The sequence below is a fragment of the Lysobacter sp. CCNWLW3 genome (genome assembly GCF_036697405.1).
In the GTDB taxonomy this organism is placed as follows: Bacteria; Pseudomonadota; Gammaproteobacteria; order Xanthomonadales; family Xanthomonadaceae; genus Lysobacter.
On sequence record NZ_JBAHWA010000023.1, the window covers coordinates 29,813 to 45,414 of the forward strand.

Consider the following 15,602-nt stretch of genomic DNA (forward strand, 5'->3'; position numbering starts at 1 on the left):
CCCGGCGCGCTCGCGCTCAGTGGAACAACACGAAGGCTTTCTGCAGGGTCACCCACATGCCCCAGGCCAATGGAATACCGACCGCCGCCCAGGCCGCCGCGACCAGCGCCGGGTTGCCGCCGCGTCCGATCAGGGCCATCTGCGCCGGCGTGTACAAGGCTTCGCCGTTGCGGCCGGCCTTCTCGTGGGCCAGGACCTTCTCGCGCGCCAGTTCCTCCGCGGTCATGAAATGCTTGGCGGCCACCGGGCGCACCATCAGGTTGCATAGCAGGCCCAGCACCAGCATGCCGGCCAGGATATACATGGTGGTGTTGTAGACCTGCGAAGGCGGCAGGCCCAGGCCGAGCTGGTAGTCGCGCATGTAGTTCACCACCACCGGGCCTAGCACGCCGGCGGTGGCCCAGGCGGTGAGCAGGCGGCCGTGGATGGCGCCGACCATCTGGGTGCCGAACATATCGGCCAGGTACGCCGGGATGGTCGCGAAGCCGCCGCCGTACATCGACAGGATCACGCAGAAAATCGCCACGAACGCGGCGACGCTGCCGCCCGAGCCGGCCCAGGGCGCGCTCGCGTACAGGGCGATGCCGAGCACGAAGAACACCACATAGGTCGACTTGCGGCCGATGTAGTCCGAGGTGGTGGCCCAGAAGAAGCGTCCGCCGATGTTGAACAGGCTGAGCAGGCCGGTGAAGCCGGCCGCGATCGCCGCGATCAGGCCGAGCTGGCTTTCGTCCAGGCTCTTGATGCCGCCGTCCACGCCGATCAGTTTGCCGCCGAACACTTCCTGCAGCATGGGCGAGGCCATGCCGATCACGCCGATGCCGGCCGAGACGTTCAGGCACAACACGCCCCACAGCAGCCAGAACTGCGGCACGCCCCAGATCTTGCTCACGTGCACGTGCTGCTGGGTGATCATCGCGTTGTTCTGCGCGGCCGGCGCGGTCCAACCGGCCGGCGTCCAACCGCTGGGCGGAATCCGATAACCGAAGGCGCCGGCAAGCATGAACACGAAATAGATCGCGGCCATGGTCAGGAAGGTTTCGAACACGCCCACCGAGGTCGGCGTGGCGTAGTGGCGCATCAGCAGGTCGGCCAGCGGGCTGCCGATCATGGCGCCGCCGCCGAAGCCCATGATCGCCATGCCGGTGGCCATGCCGCGCCGGTCCGGGAACCACTTGATCAGGGTCGATACCGGCGAGATGTAGCCCAGCCCCAGGCCGATGCCGCCGATCACGCCCGAGCCCAGCCACAGCATCCAGATCTGGTGGGTCTTGACCCCGACCGCCGAGATCACCAGGCCGCCGCACCAGCACAGCGCCGAGACCACACCGGCCTTGCGCGGGCCGGCGCGTTCCAGCCAGCCGCCCCAGATCGCCGCCGAACAACCCAGCAGGACGAAGAACAGGGTGTACATCCAACCCAGCGCGCTGACTTTCCAGTCGCAACCGGTCGCGATCATGCGCGCGAAGAAGCCCATGCCGGCCGCGCATTCGCGCGGCTGGTCGATGCCGATCGCCTTCGACAGCGGCAGCCAGAACACGCTGAAGCCGTAGGCCATGCCGATGCACAGGTGGATCGCGAGCGCCGCCGGCGGCACCAACCAGCGGTTGAAGCCGGGCTTGGCGACGATCCGCTCTTTCGACAGCAAACCTTCCGACGACAAGCCATCCGTGGCGGACTGCGGCGATGCGATCGCCGTGCTTTCACTCGACATAGCGGGCCCCTTGCGAATGCGATGACGGGTCGGGTCAAGCAATATGTACTTCAGAACATATTGAAGCCTTCGTTCGGAAGCGGTGCCGAAATTAACCTGCCAAAGGCTTGGCGTATATCGTCGTCTAGTCTAATAATCGGCTTTCCATAGCCTATTACCTCGGCCGATGGCACCCATGTTGTGCAGGGGATGTGCCGGGCCGGCCGGACGGCGGCGAGCCTCCGTCCTTGCGTTCCGCGCCGAACGGCGCGGACCCCACCACCGCGCGGCTCGGAGCCCTCAGGCATGTTCAAGGTCCAGATCCAACCCAAGTGGACGCTGCACGCGGCCGACGGCCAGCCGCTGCCGGCGCGCCTGATCGACCTGCTGCTGGGTATCCGCGGCAGCGGGTCGTTGGCCGCGACCTGCCGCGATCTGGGTTTGTCCTACCGTTATGCCTGGGGCCTGCTGCAATCCTCGCGCGCGCTGTTCGGCGCGCCCTTGCTGCGCGCATCGCGCGGACGCGGCGCGCGCCTGACCGCGCTGGGCGAACGGCTGGTATGGGCCGATCAACGCATCGCCGCGCGCCTGGCGCCCACCCTCGACAGCCTGGCCTCGGAGATCGAGGTCGAACTCGAACGCGCGCTCACCGCGCAGGCCGCGCCGCCGCGCCTGCATGCCGCGCACGGTTTCGCGGTCGAAACCCTGCGGCGCTTCCTCGATCAGGCCGGCACGCCGATCGACCTGAAGTACCGCAGCCCGGACGAGGCGCTGGCGGCCCTGCGCGCGGGCGATTGCGACCTGGCCGGCGTGCATCTGCCGGTGGGCGAGTTCGAGCGCGACATCCTGGCCCACTACGCCGGCCGTATCGACCCGATCGGCGATCGCGCCTTGCACCTGGCCACCCGCCGCATCGGCCTGATCGTCGCGGCCGGCAATCCCAAACGCATCCGCACGCTCGCCGATCTGCTGCGCGAGGACGTGCGCTTCATCCATCGCCAGCCCGGCTCCGGCGCGCGCCTGTTGCTGGAGCACATGCTCGCCAGGCAGGGCCATTCGATCCGCGAGGTGCGTGGCTGCGGCATCGACGAACTCACCCACGCCGCGGTCGCGGCCTACGTCGCCAGCGGCATGGCCGACGCCGGCTTCGGGCTGGAGACGCCGGCGCGACGATACGGCCTGGACTTCGTGCCGATCGCGTCGGAGCACTATTTCTTCCTGGTGCGTGCGCAGACCCTGGCCGCGCCGGGGTTGGCCGACATGCTCGAGATCCTGCGCAGCGAGGCCTTCCGCCGCGAGCTGGGCCTGCTGCCCGGCTACGACGCCGATCGCTGCGGCACGGTGCAGGATCTGTACGCCGCGTTCCCCTCCGCCGCTTCGGTGTTCGGCGTTCGCTAGCGAAAGCCCGTGCCGTCGCCACGTGCGCGCCTGCGCGCTAAGCTCCGCAGGCGCCGATCGCGGCGCATCGATACCAGCGAGGCGGAAGATGACGACGTACACCGGTAGCTGTCACTGCGGCAAGGTCGCCTACCAAGTCGAGGGCGAGATCGACCAGGTCCTGGACTGCAATTGTTCGATGTGCCGCCGCCGCGGCGGCCTGCTCTGGTTCGTGCCGCGCACCGCCTTGCGCCTGACCACGGACGAGGCCGACCTGGGCACCTACCGTTTCAACACCGGCGTGATCGCGCACCACTACTGCCCCGACTGCGGCGTCGCGCCCTTCAGCGAAGGCAAGGCCCCGGACGGTTCGCCGATGGGCTGCGTCAACGTGCGCTGCCTGGATGGGGTCGATCTGACGGCGCTGACGATCGTGCCATGGAATGGGCGCGATCATTGATCGAAGGCGCGATGCCGGTTTCAGACAGGCGACGAGTGCGCATGTCGCGCTGAAGGCGCTGGATTCCCGCCTGCGCGGGAATGACGAACCGGAAGTGCGTGCACTGGCGGGGCCGCGCCTTTGCTCACCCGTCCCCAACGAATCTCCCGACTCGTCATTCCCGCGCAGGCGGGAGTCCAGTGGCTTGGTTCCTGGTCGGCTACCGCGTGGCTTGTCGGAGCCCAGAAAAAGACCGGCGCGTGATGCGCCGGTCCGGGTGCTACTTGCGATGTGCTGCGGGCGTCGCGCTGAAAGCGCTGGATCCCCGCTTTCGCGGGGATGACGCATCGGCAAAGCCGCGCGCTGCGCGTGCGGGCCGATGCGTCACTTGATCGGCTCGTCCAGCATCATCTGGCGCACGAACCGCACCGGCGGCGCGCCGTAGGACAGCACCTGGTCATGGTAGGCCTTGGCCTTGAACTGCGCGCCCAGCTTGGTCTCCACCGCCTTGCGCATATCGAAGTGCTCCTGCGCGCCGACGAAGTAGGTCGGCAGCTGCGCCGAGGTCAGCTGCGCGCGTACCCACTTGCCTTCGGCCTCGCTGGCCTGCTGGAAGGCCTGCTTGGTCATCAGCTCCATCGCCTGATCCTTGGTCCAGTTGTCGACCTGGACGCCTTGGTCGAGGATGGCGTTGGCGATGGTGCGCAGGTAGAACTTGAGCTGGACCAGGCGGAACAGCGGGTCGTTATCCAGGTAACCCGCGTCGGCCATCATGTCCTCGGTGTAGACCGCCCAGCCTTCGGCGAACAGGCCCGAGCGCAGCACCGCGCGCAGGGTCGACGGCGACTTGGCCGAATGCGCGCCTTCCAGGTAGTGGCCCGGCATCGCCTCGTGGATCGACAGCAGGTGGATCATGCGGTCGTTGTACTCGCGCAGGAAGGAATCGACCTGCTTGTCGCTCCAGTCGTCCGGAATCGGCGAGATCGCGTAGTAGGTGTCCAGGCCGCGGTCCAGCGGGCCCGGCGAATCGCAATAGGCCACCGCGACGCCGCGCTGAAACTCCGGCATCAGGATGATCTTGACCGGGTCGTTGGGCACCGTGACCAGGTCCTTGGCGCGGGTGAACGCGGTCGCGTCGGCCAGGGTCTGCTTGGCGAAGTCGACCACCTTGTCGCGCGCGGGCTTCTCGGCGTAGGCCAGCTCCAGCGCAGCCTCGATCGCTTTCTGCTGCTCCTCGGCGCTGGGCTTGTCCGGCAGCGCGGGCGCGTTGGGCTTGTCCTTCAGCACCTTTTGCGCGATCGCGTACATGTCGTTGCGCACGCGCACCAGTTCGGCCTCGGCGCGCTGCTTGATCTCGGCGCGCGACAGCGACGAGTTCAGCGAGTACTGCAGCTTTTCGTCGTACAGGGTCTGGCCGATGCGGAAGTTGCCCTTGGCGTTCGGCACCAGGGTTTCGTCCAGCCACTTCTGCTGCTCGGCCACGGCCTTGCGCAGACCGGCGACGGCGGCGTCCAGGCGCTTGCGGTCGGCGCCCTGCAGCTGGCCGGCGTTGGGCACGATGAAGGTGTCGACCAGGCTGAGCACGCCGGCGTTCTGCTTGGCGACGGTCTCGGCATGGATCTTCGGCACCCGGGTCGGGTCGAGGTTGGCGCGCGCCTGGGCGAAGATCTGAGGGATCTTCTCCATGCGCACGGTCGCCGACTTCAGCCGCTGCGGCATCGGCGCGAATTCGCGCGCCATCAGGTTGTAGATGGCGCCGCCGGCCAGGCCGCTGTAGATCTGCGGATCCCAGGCCCAGCTCTGCAGGGTTTCGATGCCCCACACGTCCGAGCGCAATTGGTTGCGCAGGATCGCCGCGTCGATCTGGTTTTCGCGCGAGAGCTTGCTCAGATCGACCGTGTCCAGTTCGGCCAGCAGCTTCTTGGCGAAATCGACCTGGGCTTTGCGGCCGCTCTCGCTGAGGTCGTCGACCTCGCCGTCGTAGCGGTGTTCGCCGATCTGGGTCGCCGAAACCGGGTTCAGCTTGAGCCATCCGTCCAGCCACTGCTTGGACAACCCGGCGAAGCGGGCGTCGACGGCGGCGTCGGAGGTCGCCGCCGGGGCGCTCGCGGCGGCCGCGGGCGCCTGCGGCGCGTCGGCCGCCTTGGGCTGGCAGGCGGCGAGGGTGACGGTCAGCAGGGCCAGGGCTAGCGGCGACTTACGCAACAGGCGCATACGGGGTCTCGTGGGGGCGGCGGGCGCCGCGATCGGCGCAGGATATCGCGCGCCCGGGGCGGTCCGCATAGGCCGTTGGTAGCCCCCGCGCTTTGCCGATCCGGCCGGGCTATGTGCGCGGCGATGGCCGCGACGCCTGATGGGCGAACTGCGCCGGCAGTCGTTGGCCACCCATGCCGGCACGATCAAGGCCGAGCTGGTGCCGATCCAGGGGTATGCGCGACGAGCAGGTGTCGCTCGAGCATCTGCGCGCGATGAAACCCACGGCTTCTTCGGCGAGAAGTCGCGGCGACAGTACTACGAGCGGGTGCTGGTCTTCCTCGAGCGCAATCCGCGCTGAGGCTATCCGGGGACCGCGCCGCGTCGCCGCTGTCGCGCAAATGCGGCCGGGACGTCGTCGCTTGCCGCGTCGCTGGCCGATGCGCCGGCGCTCGCCACATAACCATCGCTTATGCGCCCATGGGGGATCGGCTGGGTCGCCGGTGCTCGGCCGCATGGGCCTTGTCGATCATGGCGGTGGCTGTGCGCGTCCGTTGCCGCTGCGTTTAGCCGCGCGATCGTCGTACCGATCCCATCGTCGAGCGGCGCCTCGCCGATCCGATTGCACCGGCGCGACGCCGATCATGCATTCAGGCTTTGTTTGGATTTCATGCCGGGTTCCTGCGAAAGGCGCTGCGAACCGTGCAAACGCGGCTTGACGCTCGCCTGCCGCGATGCAACAAATTCACCAACGCCGCGGCCCGCGGCACCGAGCAAGACCCGCGAACCGTGATCGTTACAGGACACCCGAACCCGCGTTTCCGCCGTATGCCGGCGGGCGCCATGCGCTGTACGGAGCGTTGTCGTCGCTGAGCGCGACTCCCGCCGTCCGTTCCGCCGCTGTCCCTGCACGAGTTCCGCATGAGCCTGCTTTCCGATTTCCGCGCGCCGCGTTCGCGCCGCCTCCGCATCGCTACGCCGCGCGTTCGCAGCGCCCGGCCCGACTGTAGATCGCAGGCCATGCCCGTCACGGGCTGAACCTGCCACCGCTCATCCGTCCGGAGCGGCACGCGAGCGCATTCGACTCGCGGCTCGTTTCTCCCTCTCCCAGGTCGTGCCGCACGCGCGGTGGCGCGGGTGCGCTGCGGCGTGCCGCTGCGGGCGGACCTTCGTCTTTCTTGCCTTTCTTTCGATCCGCTTACTGGAGTGTCCGCATGCCGTTTTCCGTTTCCGTTCCGCCGCGCCGCCGGGTTTTGATCCTGGCCCTGGCGACCGCCCTGGCCGCACCGCTGGCGCAGGCCGACGAAGCCGCCGCCGACGCCGGCGTCACCCTGGACACGGTCCAGGTCACCGGCACCAACCTGCGCCGCAGCGACGAGGCCGGCGTCAATCCGGTGCTGGTGCTGGACCGCGCCCAGATCGAGCGCAGCGGCAAGGTCACCGTGTCCGACCTGCTGCGCAGCCTGACCGCCAACACCGGCAACAGCTTCAACGAGCAGTACACCGGCAGCTTCGCCAACGGCTCGGCCGGCGTCTCGCTGCGCGGCCTGAGCCAGAAGAACACCCTGGTGTTGGTCAATGGCTATCGCGTGGCCGCCTACGGCTTCGCCCAGAACACCCAGGACAACTTCGTCGACCTCAACGCGCTGCCGCTGGGCGCGGTCGAGCGCATCGAAGTGCTGAAGGACGGCGCCTCGGCGTTGTACGGTTCCGATGCGATCGCCGGCGTGGTCAACATCATCCTGCGCCGCAAGATCGAGGGCATCGAACTGGACGCGGCCTACGGCGCCGCCACCGAAGGCGGCATCGACCAGCGCAGCCTGGGCCTGCGTGCCGGCGTCGGCGATCCGGACAAGGACGGCTACAGCCTGCGTTTCAGCTTGGACGTGCTCGATCGCGGCCGCCTCGACGCCGACGAACGCGACCTGACCCGGGATGGCGATTACCGCGACCAGCCCGGTGGCAGGCTCGCTGGTTGGTCGACCCAGGGCGGCGCCTACCTGAGCAACCCGCGCGCGCCGCAGCGTTTCCCGAACTGCCAGCCCGGCACCCAGGCGCGGCCCTACGCCGATTTCGGCAGCCCGCTGCCGGGCGAGGCCTGCGCGTTCAATACCCAGCCCTATCGCACCCTGTTGCCCGACGTGGAGCGCTACCAGGCCTCGCTGGCCGGCGACTACTGGTTCAACGATTCGGTGCAGGGCTTCGCCGAGCTGCTCTACAGCACCAGCCACAACGGCACCTACTTCGGCGCGCCGCTGTCGGTGGGCGCGGGCCTGCGCGCCTACGACCGCAACACCGGGCGACTGGTCGACATCCCGGTGGTGCTGCCGGTCGGGCATCCCAACAATCCCTTCGCTGTGCCGACGCCGTTCGAAACCACCTTCCTCGACCTGGGCCCGCGCTACAAGATCAACAAGTCGCAGTTCCAGCGCACCCTGGTCGGCCTGCGCGGCCGCGGCGAGGTCTGGGACTGGGAGCTCGCGGCCAACTACTCCGAAAGCCGCCAGCGCGAGTACGTGCGCAACTTCGTCGACCGTTACGCGTTCGAGCGCGTGCTCGCCGAAGGCAGCTACGACTTCTTGAATCCGGGCCGCACGCCCGGCGCGCTGGATGCGCTGCGCCTGTCGACGCGCCGGCCCGGCACCTACCGCCTGGCCACGGTCAACGCCAAGGTGTCCGGTTTCCCCTGGCAGTGGCGCGCCGGCGATGTCGGCGTCGCCGCCGGCGTGGAGTTCCGCGACGAGGCCCAGGACGCGCGCACCAGTCCGCAGGTGCTGTCGGGCACCGAGCTGCGTCCGGCGATCAACCTGATCGACGGCCAGCGCCGGGTTTCGGCGGCGTTCGTGGAATTCAGCCTCAAGCCCTTCGAGACGGTAGAGGTGCAGCTGGCCGGACGCGGCGATCACTACAGCGACTTCGGCAGTGCGTTCTCGCCCAAGCTCGGCCTGCGCTGGCAGCCGAACGAGGACTGGCTGCTGCGGCTCAACGCTTCGCGCGGCTTCCGCGCACCATCCTTGCCGGAGATCGCGCAGAGCACCACGATCAGCTACGGCAGCGTGATCGATCCCTTCGATCCGGTGCAGCCGGGCGGTTCGCGCGGCGTGACCATCCTGCGCGCCGGCAATCCCGACCTCGACGCCGAGCGTTCCAGCAACGTCAACCTGGGCGCGTTGTGGTCGCCCAGCGCCGACACCAGCTTGGGCATCGACCTCTACCGGATCCGCCAGCGCGACCTGATCGGCCCCGATAGTCTGCAAGCAATCGTGTCCAACCCGGCCGCGTATCCGGGTCGGGTGACCCGCGACGCCCAGGGCCGTCTGCAACTGACCGAGAACCGCTACGCCAACCAGGGCACGCTGACCACGACCGGCTTCGACATCGAAGGCCGCCAGGTCTGGCATGCCGGCGTCGCCGACTGGACCCTGGACGGCAGCTGGACGCGCCTGTTGAGCTACGAGCAGCCGCAGGTGGCCGGCGAACGGGCCCTGGAAGGTGCGGGCGGCAACCGTTTCGGCGCGCTGCCGAAGTGGCGCGGCATCACCTCGCTGGGCGTGAAGCGCGGCGATTGGAACGCGCAGCTGTCCTGGCGCTACATCGGCGGCTACGCCCAGCAGGTGGTCGACGCGCGCAGCAATCCGGGCCTGCGCGACAAGGTCGGCGACAGCCACACCTTCGATCTCTACGCCGCGTACGAAGGCCTGCGCGACACCACGCTGTACCTGTCGGTGCAGAACCTCGCCGACCGCGATCCGCCCTTCGATCCGGCTGGCGGCGCGCTGCCCTACGACATCACCCAGTACGACGGGCTGGGGCGGTTCGTGACGGTGGGCTTCAAGCACCGGTTCTGAGGCTGGCGCCGCGAACCCGCATTGCGCAACGCGGGTTCGCTTCGGCGTGATCGTGGGAGACCTGTAGAACGGGCCGTCGTTCGGGTGCGATCGATCATCAGTACGCCCGACCCGGCCTGATCGATGCCGGCCGGCCCCGTTCGGGGCCGGCTTGCGCCGCGCTGAACGCAGCGCCGGGCCCGCTGGTGGACGTCGTCGCGGCGGTGTCATAGTCCGCCCAGCCCACAGGGGGCTCGGGGAGAATCGCGATGCGCAGGGTTTGGACCACGGCCGCGTTGGCCTTGAGCTTGGCGGCCGCGGCCGCCTGCAGCAAGCACGCGGCGCAGGACGAGGCGGCCGCGGCACCGGCCGAGAGCACCGCCGCTTCGCCCGGTCGCGCGGCGGGCAGCGCCGCCGATCTGGGCGTGAAGCTGGCCTACGAACACGAGGTCGATCTCAAGGTCGAGGCGGCGCAGATTCCCAAGCGCCTGCGTGCGGCCCAGGAGGCCTGCAACGGCGGCAAGTTCGGCCCCTGCGCGGTGCTGGGCCTGCAGCAGCAAGGCGGCGACTTCCCCAGCGCCAGCCTGCAGGTGCGGGTGGTGCCCGCGGGCGTGGATCCGCTGATCGCGCTGGCCGGCAAGGGCGACGAAATCGCCAGCCGCAACACCCATGCCGAGGACCTAGCGGTGGTGATGCGCGACAACGGCCTGCTGCAGGATCGCCTGCGCAAGGAGCATGCGCGGCTGCTGGAGTTCCAGGGCCGTCACGACCTCAAGATCCAGGACATGATGCTGCTCTCGACCCAGATCGCCCAGGTCGAGGCGCAGTTGCAGGGTGCGCAGCAGGAAGGCGCGCAGCAGCAGCGCCGGGTCGACACCCAGTTGCTCACCCTGCGTTTCAACGCGCCGCAATCGCAGGCCAACCGCAGCGAGATCGGCCAGGCTTTGGGCGATTTCGGCGCCATCGTGACCGGCGTTGTGGCCTGGATGATCCGCGCCTTCGCGGTGCTGCTGCCGCTGGGCGTGGTGGTGCTGGGCGCGCTGTGGCTCCTGCGTCTGCTGCGCCGGCGCGGCCGCAAGGCGGGCTGAGTGCGCGCCGCGGCGTGCTGGCTGCTGTTGCTCGCCGTGCCCGGATACGCCGGCGCCGCGGCCGGCCCGGTGTGTCCGCCGTCAGGCTGGGACCGCACGGCCTTGGAGAATCTGAAGCGCGACGAATTCGCGCTGGCCGACGTGGCCCGCCGCGACGCGCTCGCGCAGGGCCTGCTGGTCTGTCTGGCCGATGCCGACCCGACCCTGCGCGACGGCATCGCCTATGAGGCGCTGTCGGCATGGATGCGCAAGGGCGCATTGGCGACCCCGAGCCTGCGCCGGCTGCGCGACGCGTTGTACGCCGAGTTGGACGGGCCGGAAGGCGAGGGCTACGCGCGCCCGTTCGCGGCCCTGGTGCTGGCCGAGGTCGCGCGCACCGACCGCATCGCGGCGTGGATGAGCGCGCAGGAACGCGCGGCAATGGTCGCGCGCGCGGTGCGTTACCAAACATCGGTGCGCGACTACCGAGGTTACGACGCGCGCACGGGTTGGCGCCACGGCGTCGCCCACGGCGCCGACTGGCTGATGCAGCTGAGCCTGAATCCGGCGCTGGATCAGGCCCAGCTGGCCGCGATCGTCGATGCGGTCGCGACCCAGGCCGTACCCGAAAGCGGGCATGCTTATGTCTACGGCGAACCCGAACGGCTGGCCGCGCCGGTGCTGTACGCGGCGCGGCGCGACTTCCGCGACGAGGCGCAATGGACGGCCTGGTTCGCCGCCTTGCCGGCGCGGCTGGGCGATGCCGAATTGGCCTACCGCGACCCGGCCTGGCTGGCGCGCCGCCACGACCTGATCGCGTTCCTGCAGGCGATCTACGTCAGCGCCGATGTCTCGGAGGATGCGCGCCTGCGCGTGCTGTTACCGGGCGCCACCGCGGCCTTGCAAGCGATGCGCTGACCGCTCGTCCTCCCCCTTTGAACAGGGGGACTTGAGGGGGATCGGCTTTGCGGTCGCGCGAAACGGCCCAAGCCGCCCCCTCAGCGTTCTTCTTCGCTCTCGAATTCCACCAGCACGTCCAGGTCGAAGGCCAGCGCCTCCACCGCTTCGCGCACCTTCTCGGCGCTGGCGCGGTTGGGCGCGTCGATCTCGATTTCGTGCGTGCCCGGCCCGCGATCGTCGGGCAGGCCGGCCGAGCTGGAATCGGAGTCGTCCATGCGCGGCATCAGGTCGGCGACTTCCTCGACGTGCTCGATGCCGTCCAGGCTCGCCAGGAGGTTGCCGATGGCGCGGGCATCGTCTTGACTACCGGTTACGCGCAGTCGCAGCAGGGGCATGGTCCGGTCCTATCGCGGGGGAGCGAGGACAGGCTAGGCGCGGCCGGGCTAAGGCCATGTGACGGCGTGCGCGTGCGTCATCCGGCGTCCACGGCGATGGAGTAGGGTGCGCGCATGAACACGAACGAAGCCGTCCCCGCGCCGTCGGTGACCCTGCGCCCCCTGGAGCGCAGTGACCTGCATTTCGTCCATCAGCTCAACAACAACCGCAGCGTGATGGGCTACTGGTTCGAGGAGCCCTACGAGTCCTTCGTCGAACTGGAAGAGCTGTTCCGCAAGCACATCCACGACCAGTCCGAGCGCCGCTTCATCGTCGAGGACGCGCACGGCGAACGCGTGGGCCTGGTCGAACTGGTCGAGATCGACCACCTGCACCGGCGCGGCGAGTTCCTGATCATGATCTCGCCCGAGCAGCAGCGCCGCGGCTATGCGCGCGCGGCGACGCGGCTGGCGATCAGCTACGCGTTCCGGGTGCTGAATCTGTACAAGCTCTATTTGCTGGTGGACGTCGACAACCTGCGCGCGATCGCGATCTACGAGGGCGCGGGTTTCCAGCGCGAGGGCGTGCTGGTGGACGAGTTCTTCAGCGACGGCCGCTACCACAGCGTGGTGCGGATGTGCCTGTTCCAGCACCAGGTACTGAGCCACCGCCGCGACGCCTGAGCGTCGCGGCGGCGCGGCGCTTACTTGCCCTTGCCCTTGGCCGGCTTCGCCGGCGCCTTCTCGCTGATCTCGCGCGTGGGCAGCGGCACGTTGCACAGGTCGATATGGCCGGCCGGCTGCTTGTACCACTCGTCGCGGCGGTTGCGGCGCGATTCGATGATCTCGTCGAAGGCGGCGCTGTCGGTGCGCAGCACTTCGATGCCGACCCGGTCCTTCTTGGGCACGTCGGCGGCCAAGCGGATCGAAGCGATCGGCACGCGCTGGGCCGGGTTCTCGTAAAAACCCAGCGCGCCGGTGCCGCGCGGCAGCACCGACAGCAGCTCCATGCCCTGGACCACGCGCCCGACCACGGTGATGTTGCGGTCGAGCTGGCGCGGCGACTGGCCGATCACCACATACAGTTCGGTGCCGTTGCTGGAATCGGCGGCGACGTCGCGGCCGGCGCCGACCATGCCGTAGCAATGGGCGAGCCAGGCCGATTTGGCCGAAGTGTCGCGCGCGGCCGGGAAGCCGTCGGCGAAACCGACCTGCGGCGCCCAGCCGTCGGGATCGGGCAGGACGTGGAAGGGCAGCTTGTCGCTGCTGCGCGCGAACTCGGCCGGCAGCTTGGCCTTGGTGCCCTTGCCCAGTGGCTTGCGGCTCTTGTCGTCCTCGGCCGCGTCGCCCCACTGGACCACGAAATTATCCTGCGAACGGTTGATGCTCAGCCCGTTCCAGTAGCCGTTGCGGGCCAGGGCGCGGATGTTGGCGACGTGGGCGGGCGCGAAGTCGGGCGCCAGCTCGATCACGACGCGGCCGCGCGGCAGGTTGAGATACAGGGTGTCGCGCGGATCCAGCGCCCGCCAGTCGCCGGGCTTGGTGGCGTCGAGGATCTCCTGCATCGAGCGCGGCTTGGCCGCGTCGGCGGCCGCGGCAGCCAGGGGCAGGGACAGCGTCGCGGCGATCAGCAGCGGCGACAGCCACGCCGAGGGCTGGGACGAGTACGGCTTCGAACGCATCGTTGAATCTCCCCTATCAGGTCGAGCGAGTGTAGTCGCCGCGCATGAATTCGGTGAACACGCCCTGGCCCGGAAACCGGTTCTCGATCACGAAGCGGCAGCGACCCTGGCCGAACGGGTCGTGGCAGCGCGGCTGCGCGCAGCGAGCTTCTCGAAGTGCAGCGCCACTGCCCGCGCGCGGGTTCGGGTGGAAGCCCGGGCTGTCGAACCACCGCTGCAGCACCGGCGGCCGGCCACGGACGCATCGCCATGCCTACGCGGGGAAGGGGGGCGACCGATGGCGGGCTCCGGGTCGATGGGGCCGGCAGGGCAGCGCGACAGGCGCCGGTAGTAAGACCCAGTTACTAATGGCATGCGCGCTATACCGAAGTTCGTACTACTGTGGACACCAAGCTAGTAGGACCGGGCCATGACCGACCTAGACCTCCACCTCCGCAAGTTCCAGAAAGAGCTCAGCGCCGGCACCGTGTCGCTGGCGCTGCTGGCCGTGCTTGGAGGCGCCGAGGAGCCGATGTACGGCTACCAGATCGCCAAGCGCCTGGAGCGCGAAGGCGAGGGCGTGCTCAGCGGCAAGCAGAGCGCGCTCTATCCGGTGCTGCGCAACCTCGGCGCGGCCGGCCTGCTCGACAGTCATGTCGAGCCGTCGGTGTCGGGGCCGCCGCGCCGCTACTACCGCATCACCGACGCCGGTCGCGAGGTCCTGCACGAATGGACCGCGGCCTGGCGCGCCACCCGAGATTCCGTCGATTCCGTCCTTGAAGGACCGTCCGCATGAACGCCAGCCACGCCACCCCGCTTCCGACTTCGATCCCCGATTACCTGGAGCGCCTGCGCGAGGCGCTGAGCAGCGCCGACCCGGCCCTGGTCCAGGACGCGCTCTACGACGCCGAGGAATATCTACGCTCGGAGATGGCCGAGAACCCCGGCAAGAGCGAGGCCGAAGTGATCGCCTCGGTCGCCGGCAGCTACGGCGCGCCCGACGAAGTCGCCGAGATCTACCGCGACACCGAGGTCACGGTGCAGACCGCCCTGCGCACGCCGCGGCCGAAGCCGCGCAAGTCCAGCCTGGGCCAGTTCTTCGGCGTGATCGCCGAGCCGCGCACCTACGCGGCGCTGTTCTACATGCTGCTGTCGCTGGCCACCGGCATCTTCTACTTCACCTGGGTGGTCACCGGCGCTTCGTTGTCGGCCGGCCTGGCGGTGCTGATCATCGGCATCCCGTTCGTGATCCTGTTCCTGGGCTCGGTGCGGGTGCTGTCGCTGGTCGAGGGCCGCCTGGTCGAGGTGATGCTGGGCGAGCGCATGCCGCGCAGGCCCTTGTACAGCGGGCGCGGCAAGCCGTTGTTCGACCGCATCAAGGACATGTTCGTCGACCCGCGCACCTGGGGCACGCTGCTGTACATGCTGCTGATGATGCCGCTGGGCATCCTCTATTTCACCATCGCGGTGACCGGGCTGAGCGTGTCGCTGTCGCTGATCCTGGCGCCGATCGCGATGCTGTTCGGCAGCTACGGCGCCGGCTTCTGGATCGACAATGTCAACCTGATGGCGGGGCCCTGGACTTGGCCGCTGTCGATCGCCCTGGGCATCGTGCTGCTGTTCGTGACCCTGCACATCGCGCGAGGTGTCGGCATCTTCCACGGCGCGCTGGCCAAGCACCTGCTGGTGAAGTCTTCGCAGTACAACTGATCGGCGATGGCCGCGAGCGCGAAGGCCCGGTGGATCGCTCCGCCGGGCCTTCGTCGTTGTGCTGCGTCGCTTTTGACTCCGTCTTTTATGAAAGGGCGATGGCGCGCGAATTGTAGGTTCATGCGCGACTGAACGCCGGCGGGCTTGCTGTTGCCCGTCATCCCCGCGAAGGCGGGGATCCAGTGCCTTTAGCGTGTTGCTGGTTCAGGTTCGAATGGCTGATAGCAAGGTCAACGGCTTCCGCCCGCTGCGCGTGCGGGTCGCTTTCTCCCGCCCAAGCTCCCTGTAGGAGCGGCGCAAGCCGCGACCGCGAACTCGGGCTGCGTCGTTGGTTTCGGGTGAGCTGGCTTTCTGTGGGAGC

Annotated in this window: 13 protein-coding genes; 9 read left to right on the forward strand and 4 right to left on the reverse strand. The window is 68.8% G+C overall.

Going from position 1 to position 15,602, the window contains the following annotated elements; all coding sequences use genetic code 11:
- Window positions 1–16 precede the first annotated feature (16 nt).
- The gene (locus V1318_RS20255; RefSeq protein WP_332941575.1) at window positions 17–1,714 is read right to left on the reverse strand and encodes an OFA family MFS transporter; all 1,698 of its coding nucleotides are present in this window, start codon (window positions 1,712–1,714) and stop codon (window positions 17–19) included.
- A gap of 285 nt (window positions 1,715–1,999) precedes the next feature.
- Here V1318_RS20255 and V1318_RS20260 point away from each other — a divergent pair, with 285 nt between their 5' ends.
- Together V1318_RS20260 and V1318_RS20265 are read left to right on the forward strand one after the other, a co-directional pair.
- Window positions 2,000–3,091, forward strand: a complete 1,092-nt coding sequence (locus V1318_RS20260; protein WP_332941576.1) for a substrate-binding domain-containing protein — start codon at window positions 2,000–2,002, stop codon at window positions 3,089–3,091.
- Between the two features lie 88 nt (window positions 3,092–3,179).
- Entirely contained in the window at window positions 3,180–3,530 is a 351-nt protein-coding gene (locus tag V1318_RS20265; protein WP_332941577.1) for a GFA family protein, read from the forward strand.
- Between the two features lie 363 nt (window positions 3,531–3,893).
- On the opposite strand, the gene V1318_RS20270 is transcribed toward V1318_RS20265, so the two are convergent.
- Window positions 3,894–5,714 carry a DUF885 domain-containing protein gene (locus tag V1318_RS20270; RefSeq protein WP_332941587.1) on the reverse strand — a complete coding sequence of 607 codons (1,821 nt, stop codon included), beginning with the start codon at window positions 5,712–5,714 and terminating at the stop codon, window positions 3,894–3,896.
- Window positions 5,715–5,862: 148 nt separating this feature from the next.
- Here V1318_RS20270 and V1318_RS20275 point away from each other — a divergent pair, with 148 nt between their 5' ends.
- The 4 genes from V1318_RS20275 (at window position 5,863) to V1318_RS20290 (ending at window position 11,514) form a co-directional block, all read left to right on the forward strand.
- Window positions 5,863–6,063: a hypothetical protein gene (locus tag V1318_RS20275; RefSeq protein WP_332941578.1), complete on the forward strand. Its 201-nt coding sequence runs from the start codon at window positions 5,863–5,865 to the stop codon at window positions 6,061–6,063.
- A gap of 853 nt (window positions 6,064–6,916) precedes the next feature.
- Window positions 6,917–9,550: a TonB-dependent receptor gene (locus tag V1318_RS20280; protein WP_332941579.1), complete on the forward strand. Its 2,634-nt coding sequence runs from the start codon at window positions 6,917–6,919 to the stop codon at window positions 9,548–9,550.
- 248 nt (window positions 9,551–9,798) lie between these two features.
- Entirely contained in the window at window positions 9,799–10,617 is an 819-nt protein-coding gene (locus V1318_RS20285; RefSeq protein WP_332941580.1) for a DUF4349 domain-containing protein, read from the forward strand.
- Window positions 10,618–11,514 (forward strand): DUF2785 domain-containing protein, encoded by an 897-nt coding sequence (locus V1318_RS20290; protein ID WP_332941581.1) that lies wholly within the window; start codon window positions 10,618–10,620, stop codon window positions 11,512–11,514.
- An 80-nt stretch (window positions 11,515–11,594) separates the two neighbouring features.
- Here V1318_RS20290 and V1318_RS20295 read toward each other — a convergent pair whose 3' ends face one another.
- Window positions 11,595–11,891 (reverse strand): hypothetical protein, encoded by a 297-nt coding sequence (locus tag V1318_RS20295; RefSeq protein ID WP_332941582.1) that lies wholly within the window; start codon window positions 11,889–11,891, stop codon window positions 11,595–11,597.
- A gap of 114 nt (window positions 11,892–12,005) precedes the next feature.
- Here V1318_RS20295 and speG point away from each other — a divergent pair, with 114 nt between their 5' ends.
- A complete protein-coding gene (gene speG, locus V1318_RS20300; RefSeq protein ID WP_332941583.1) occupies window positions 12,006–12,554 on the forward strand; it encodes a spermidine N1-acetyltransferase in 549 nt (182 codons plus the stop codon).
- Between the two features lie 20 nt (window positions 12,555–12,574).
- On the opposite strand, the gene V1318_RS20305 is transcribed toward speG, so the two are convergent.
- The gene (locus V1318_RS20305) at window positions 12,575–13,435 is read right to left on the reverse strand and encodes a peptidylprolyl isomerase (RefSeq protein WP_332941588.1); all 861 of its coding nucleotides are present in this window, start codon (window positions 13,433–13,435) and stop codon (window positions 12,575–12,577) included.
- Between the two features lie 526 nt (window positions 13,436–13,961).
- Between V1318_RS20305 and V1318_RS20310 the strand changes: the two genes are divergently transcribed.
- Window positions 13,962–14,327: a PadR family transcriptional regulator gene (locus V1318_RS20310; RefSeq protein ID WP_332941584.1), complete on the forward strand. Its 366-nt coding sequence runs from the start codon at window positions 13,962–13,964 to the stop codon at window positions 14,325–14,327.
- Window positions 14,324–15,241: a sensor domain-containing protein gene (locus tag V1318_RS20315; RefSeq protein WP_332941585.1), complete on the forward strand. Its 918-nt coding sequence runs from the start codon at window positions 14,324–14,326 to the stop codon at window positions 15,239–15,241. The genes V1318_RS20310 and V1318_RS20315 overlap by 4 nt, the downstream gene beginning before the upstream one ends.
- Window positions 15,242–15,602 lie beyond the last annotated feature (361 nt).

Excerpts from the sequence above, each read along its gene's own strand:
- speG (WP_332941583.1), top strand. The coding sequence starts at position 12,006 with ATGAACACGAACGAAGCCGTCCCCGCGCCGTCGGTGACCCTGCGCCCC.
- V1318_RS20260 (WP_332941576.1), top strand. The coding sequence starts at position 2,000 with ATGTTCAAGGTCCAGATCCAACCCAAGTGGACGCTGCACGCGGCCGAC.
- V1318_RS20265 (WP_332941577.1), top strand. The coding sequence starts at position 3,180 with ATGACGACGTACACCGGTAGCTGTCACTGCGGCAAGGTCGCCTACCAA.
- V1318_RS20255 (WP_332941575.1), bottom strand. The coding sequence starts at position 1,714 with ATGTCGAGTGAAAGCACGGCGATCGCATCGCCGCAGTCCGCCACGGAT.
- V1318_RS20280 (WP_332941579.1), top strand. The coding sequence starts at position 6,917 with ATGCCGTTTTCCGTTTCCGTTCCGCCGCGCCGCCGGGTTTTGATCCTG.
- V1318_RS20295 (WP_332941582.1), bottom strand. The coding sequence starts at position 11,891 with ATGCCCCTGCTGCGACTGCGCGTAACCGGTAGTCAAGACGATGCCCGC.
- V1318_RS20315 (WP_332941585.1), top strand. The coding sequence starts at position 14,324 with ATGAACGCCAGCCACGCCACCCCGCTTCCGACTTCGATCCCCGATTAC.
- V1318_RS20275 (WP_332941578.1), top strand. The coding sequence starts at position 5,863 with ATGGGCGAACTGCGCCGGCAGTCGTTGGCCACCCATGCCGGCACGATC.
- V1318_RS20310 (WP_332941584.1), top strand. The coding sequence starts at position 13,962 with ATGACCGACCTAGACCTCCACCTCCGCAAGTTCCAGAAAGAGCTCAGC.
- V1318_RS20305 (WP_332941588.1), bottom strand. The coding sequence starts at position 13,435 with ATGCAGGAGATCCTCGACGCCACCAAGCCCGGCGACTGGCGGGCGCTG.
- V1318_RS20285 (WP_332941580.1), top strand. The coding sequence starts at position 9,799 with ATGCGCAGGGTTTGGACCACGGCCGCGTTGGCCTTGAGCTTGGCGGCC.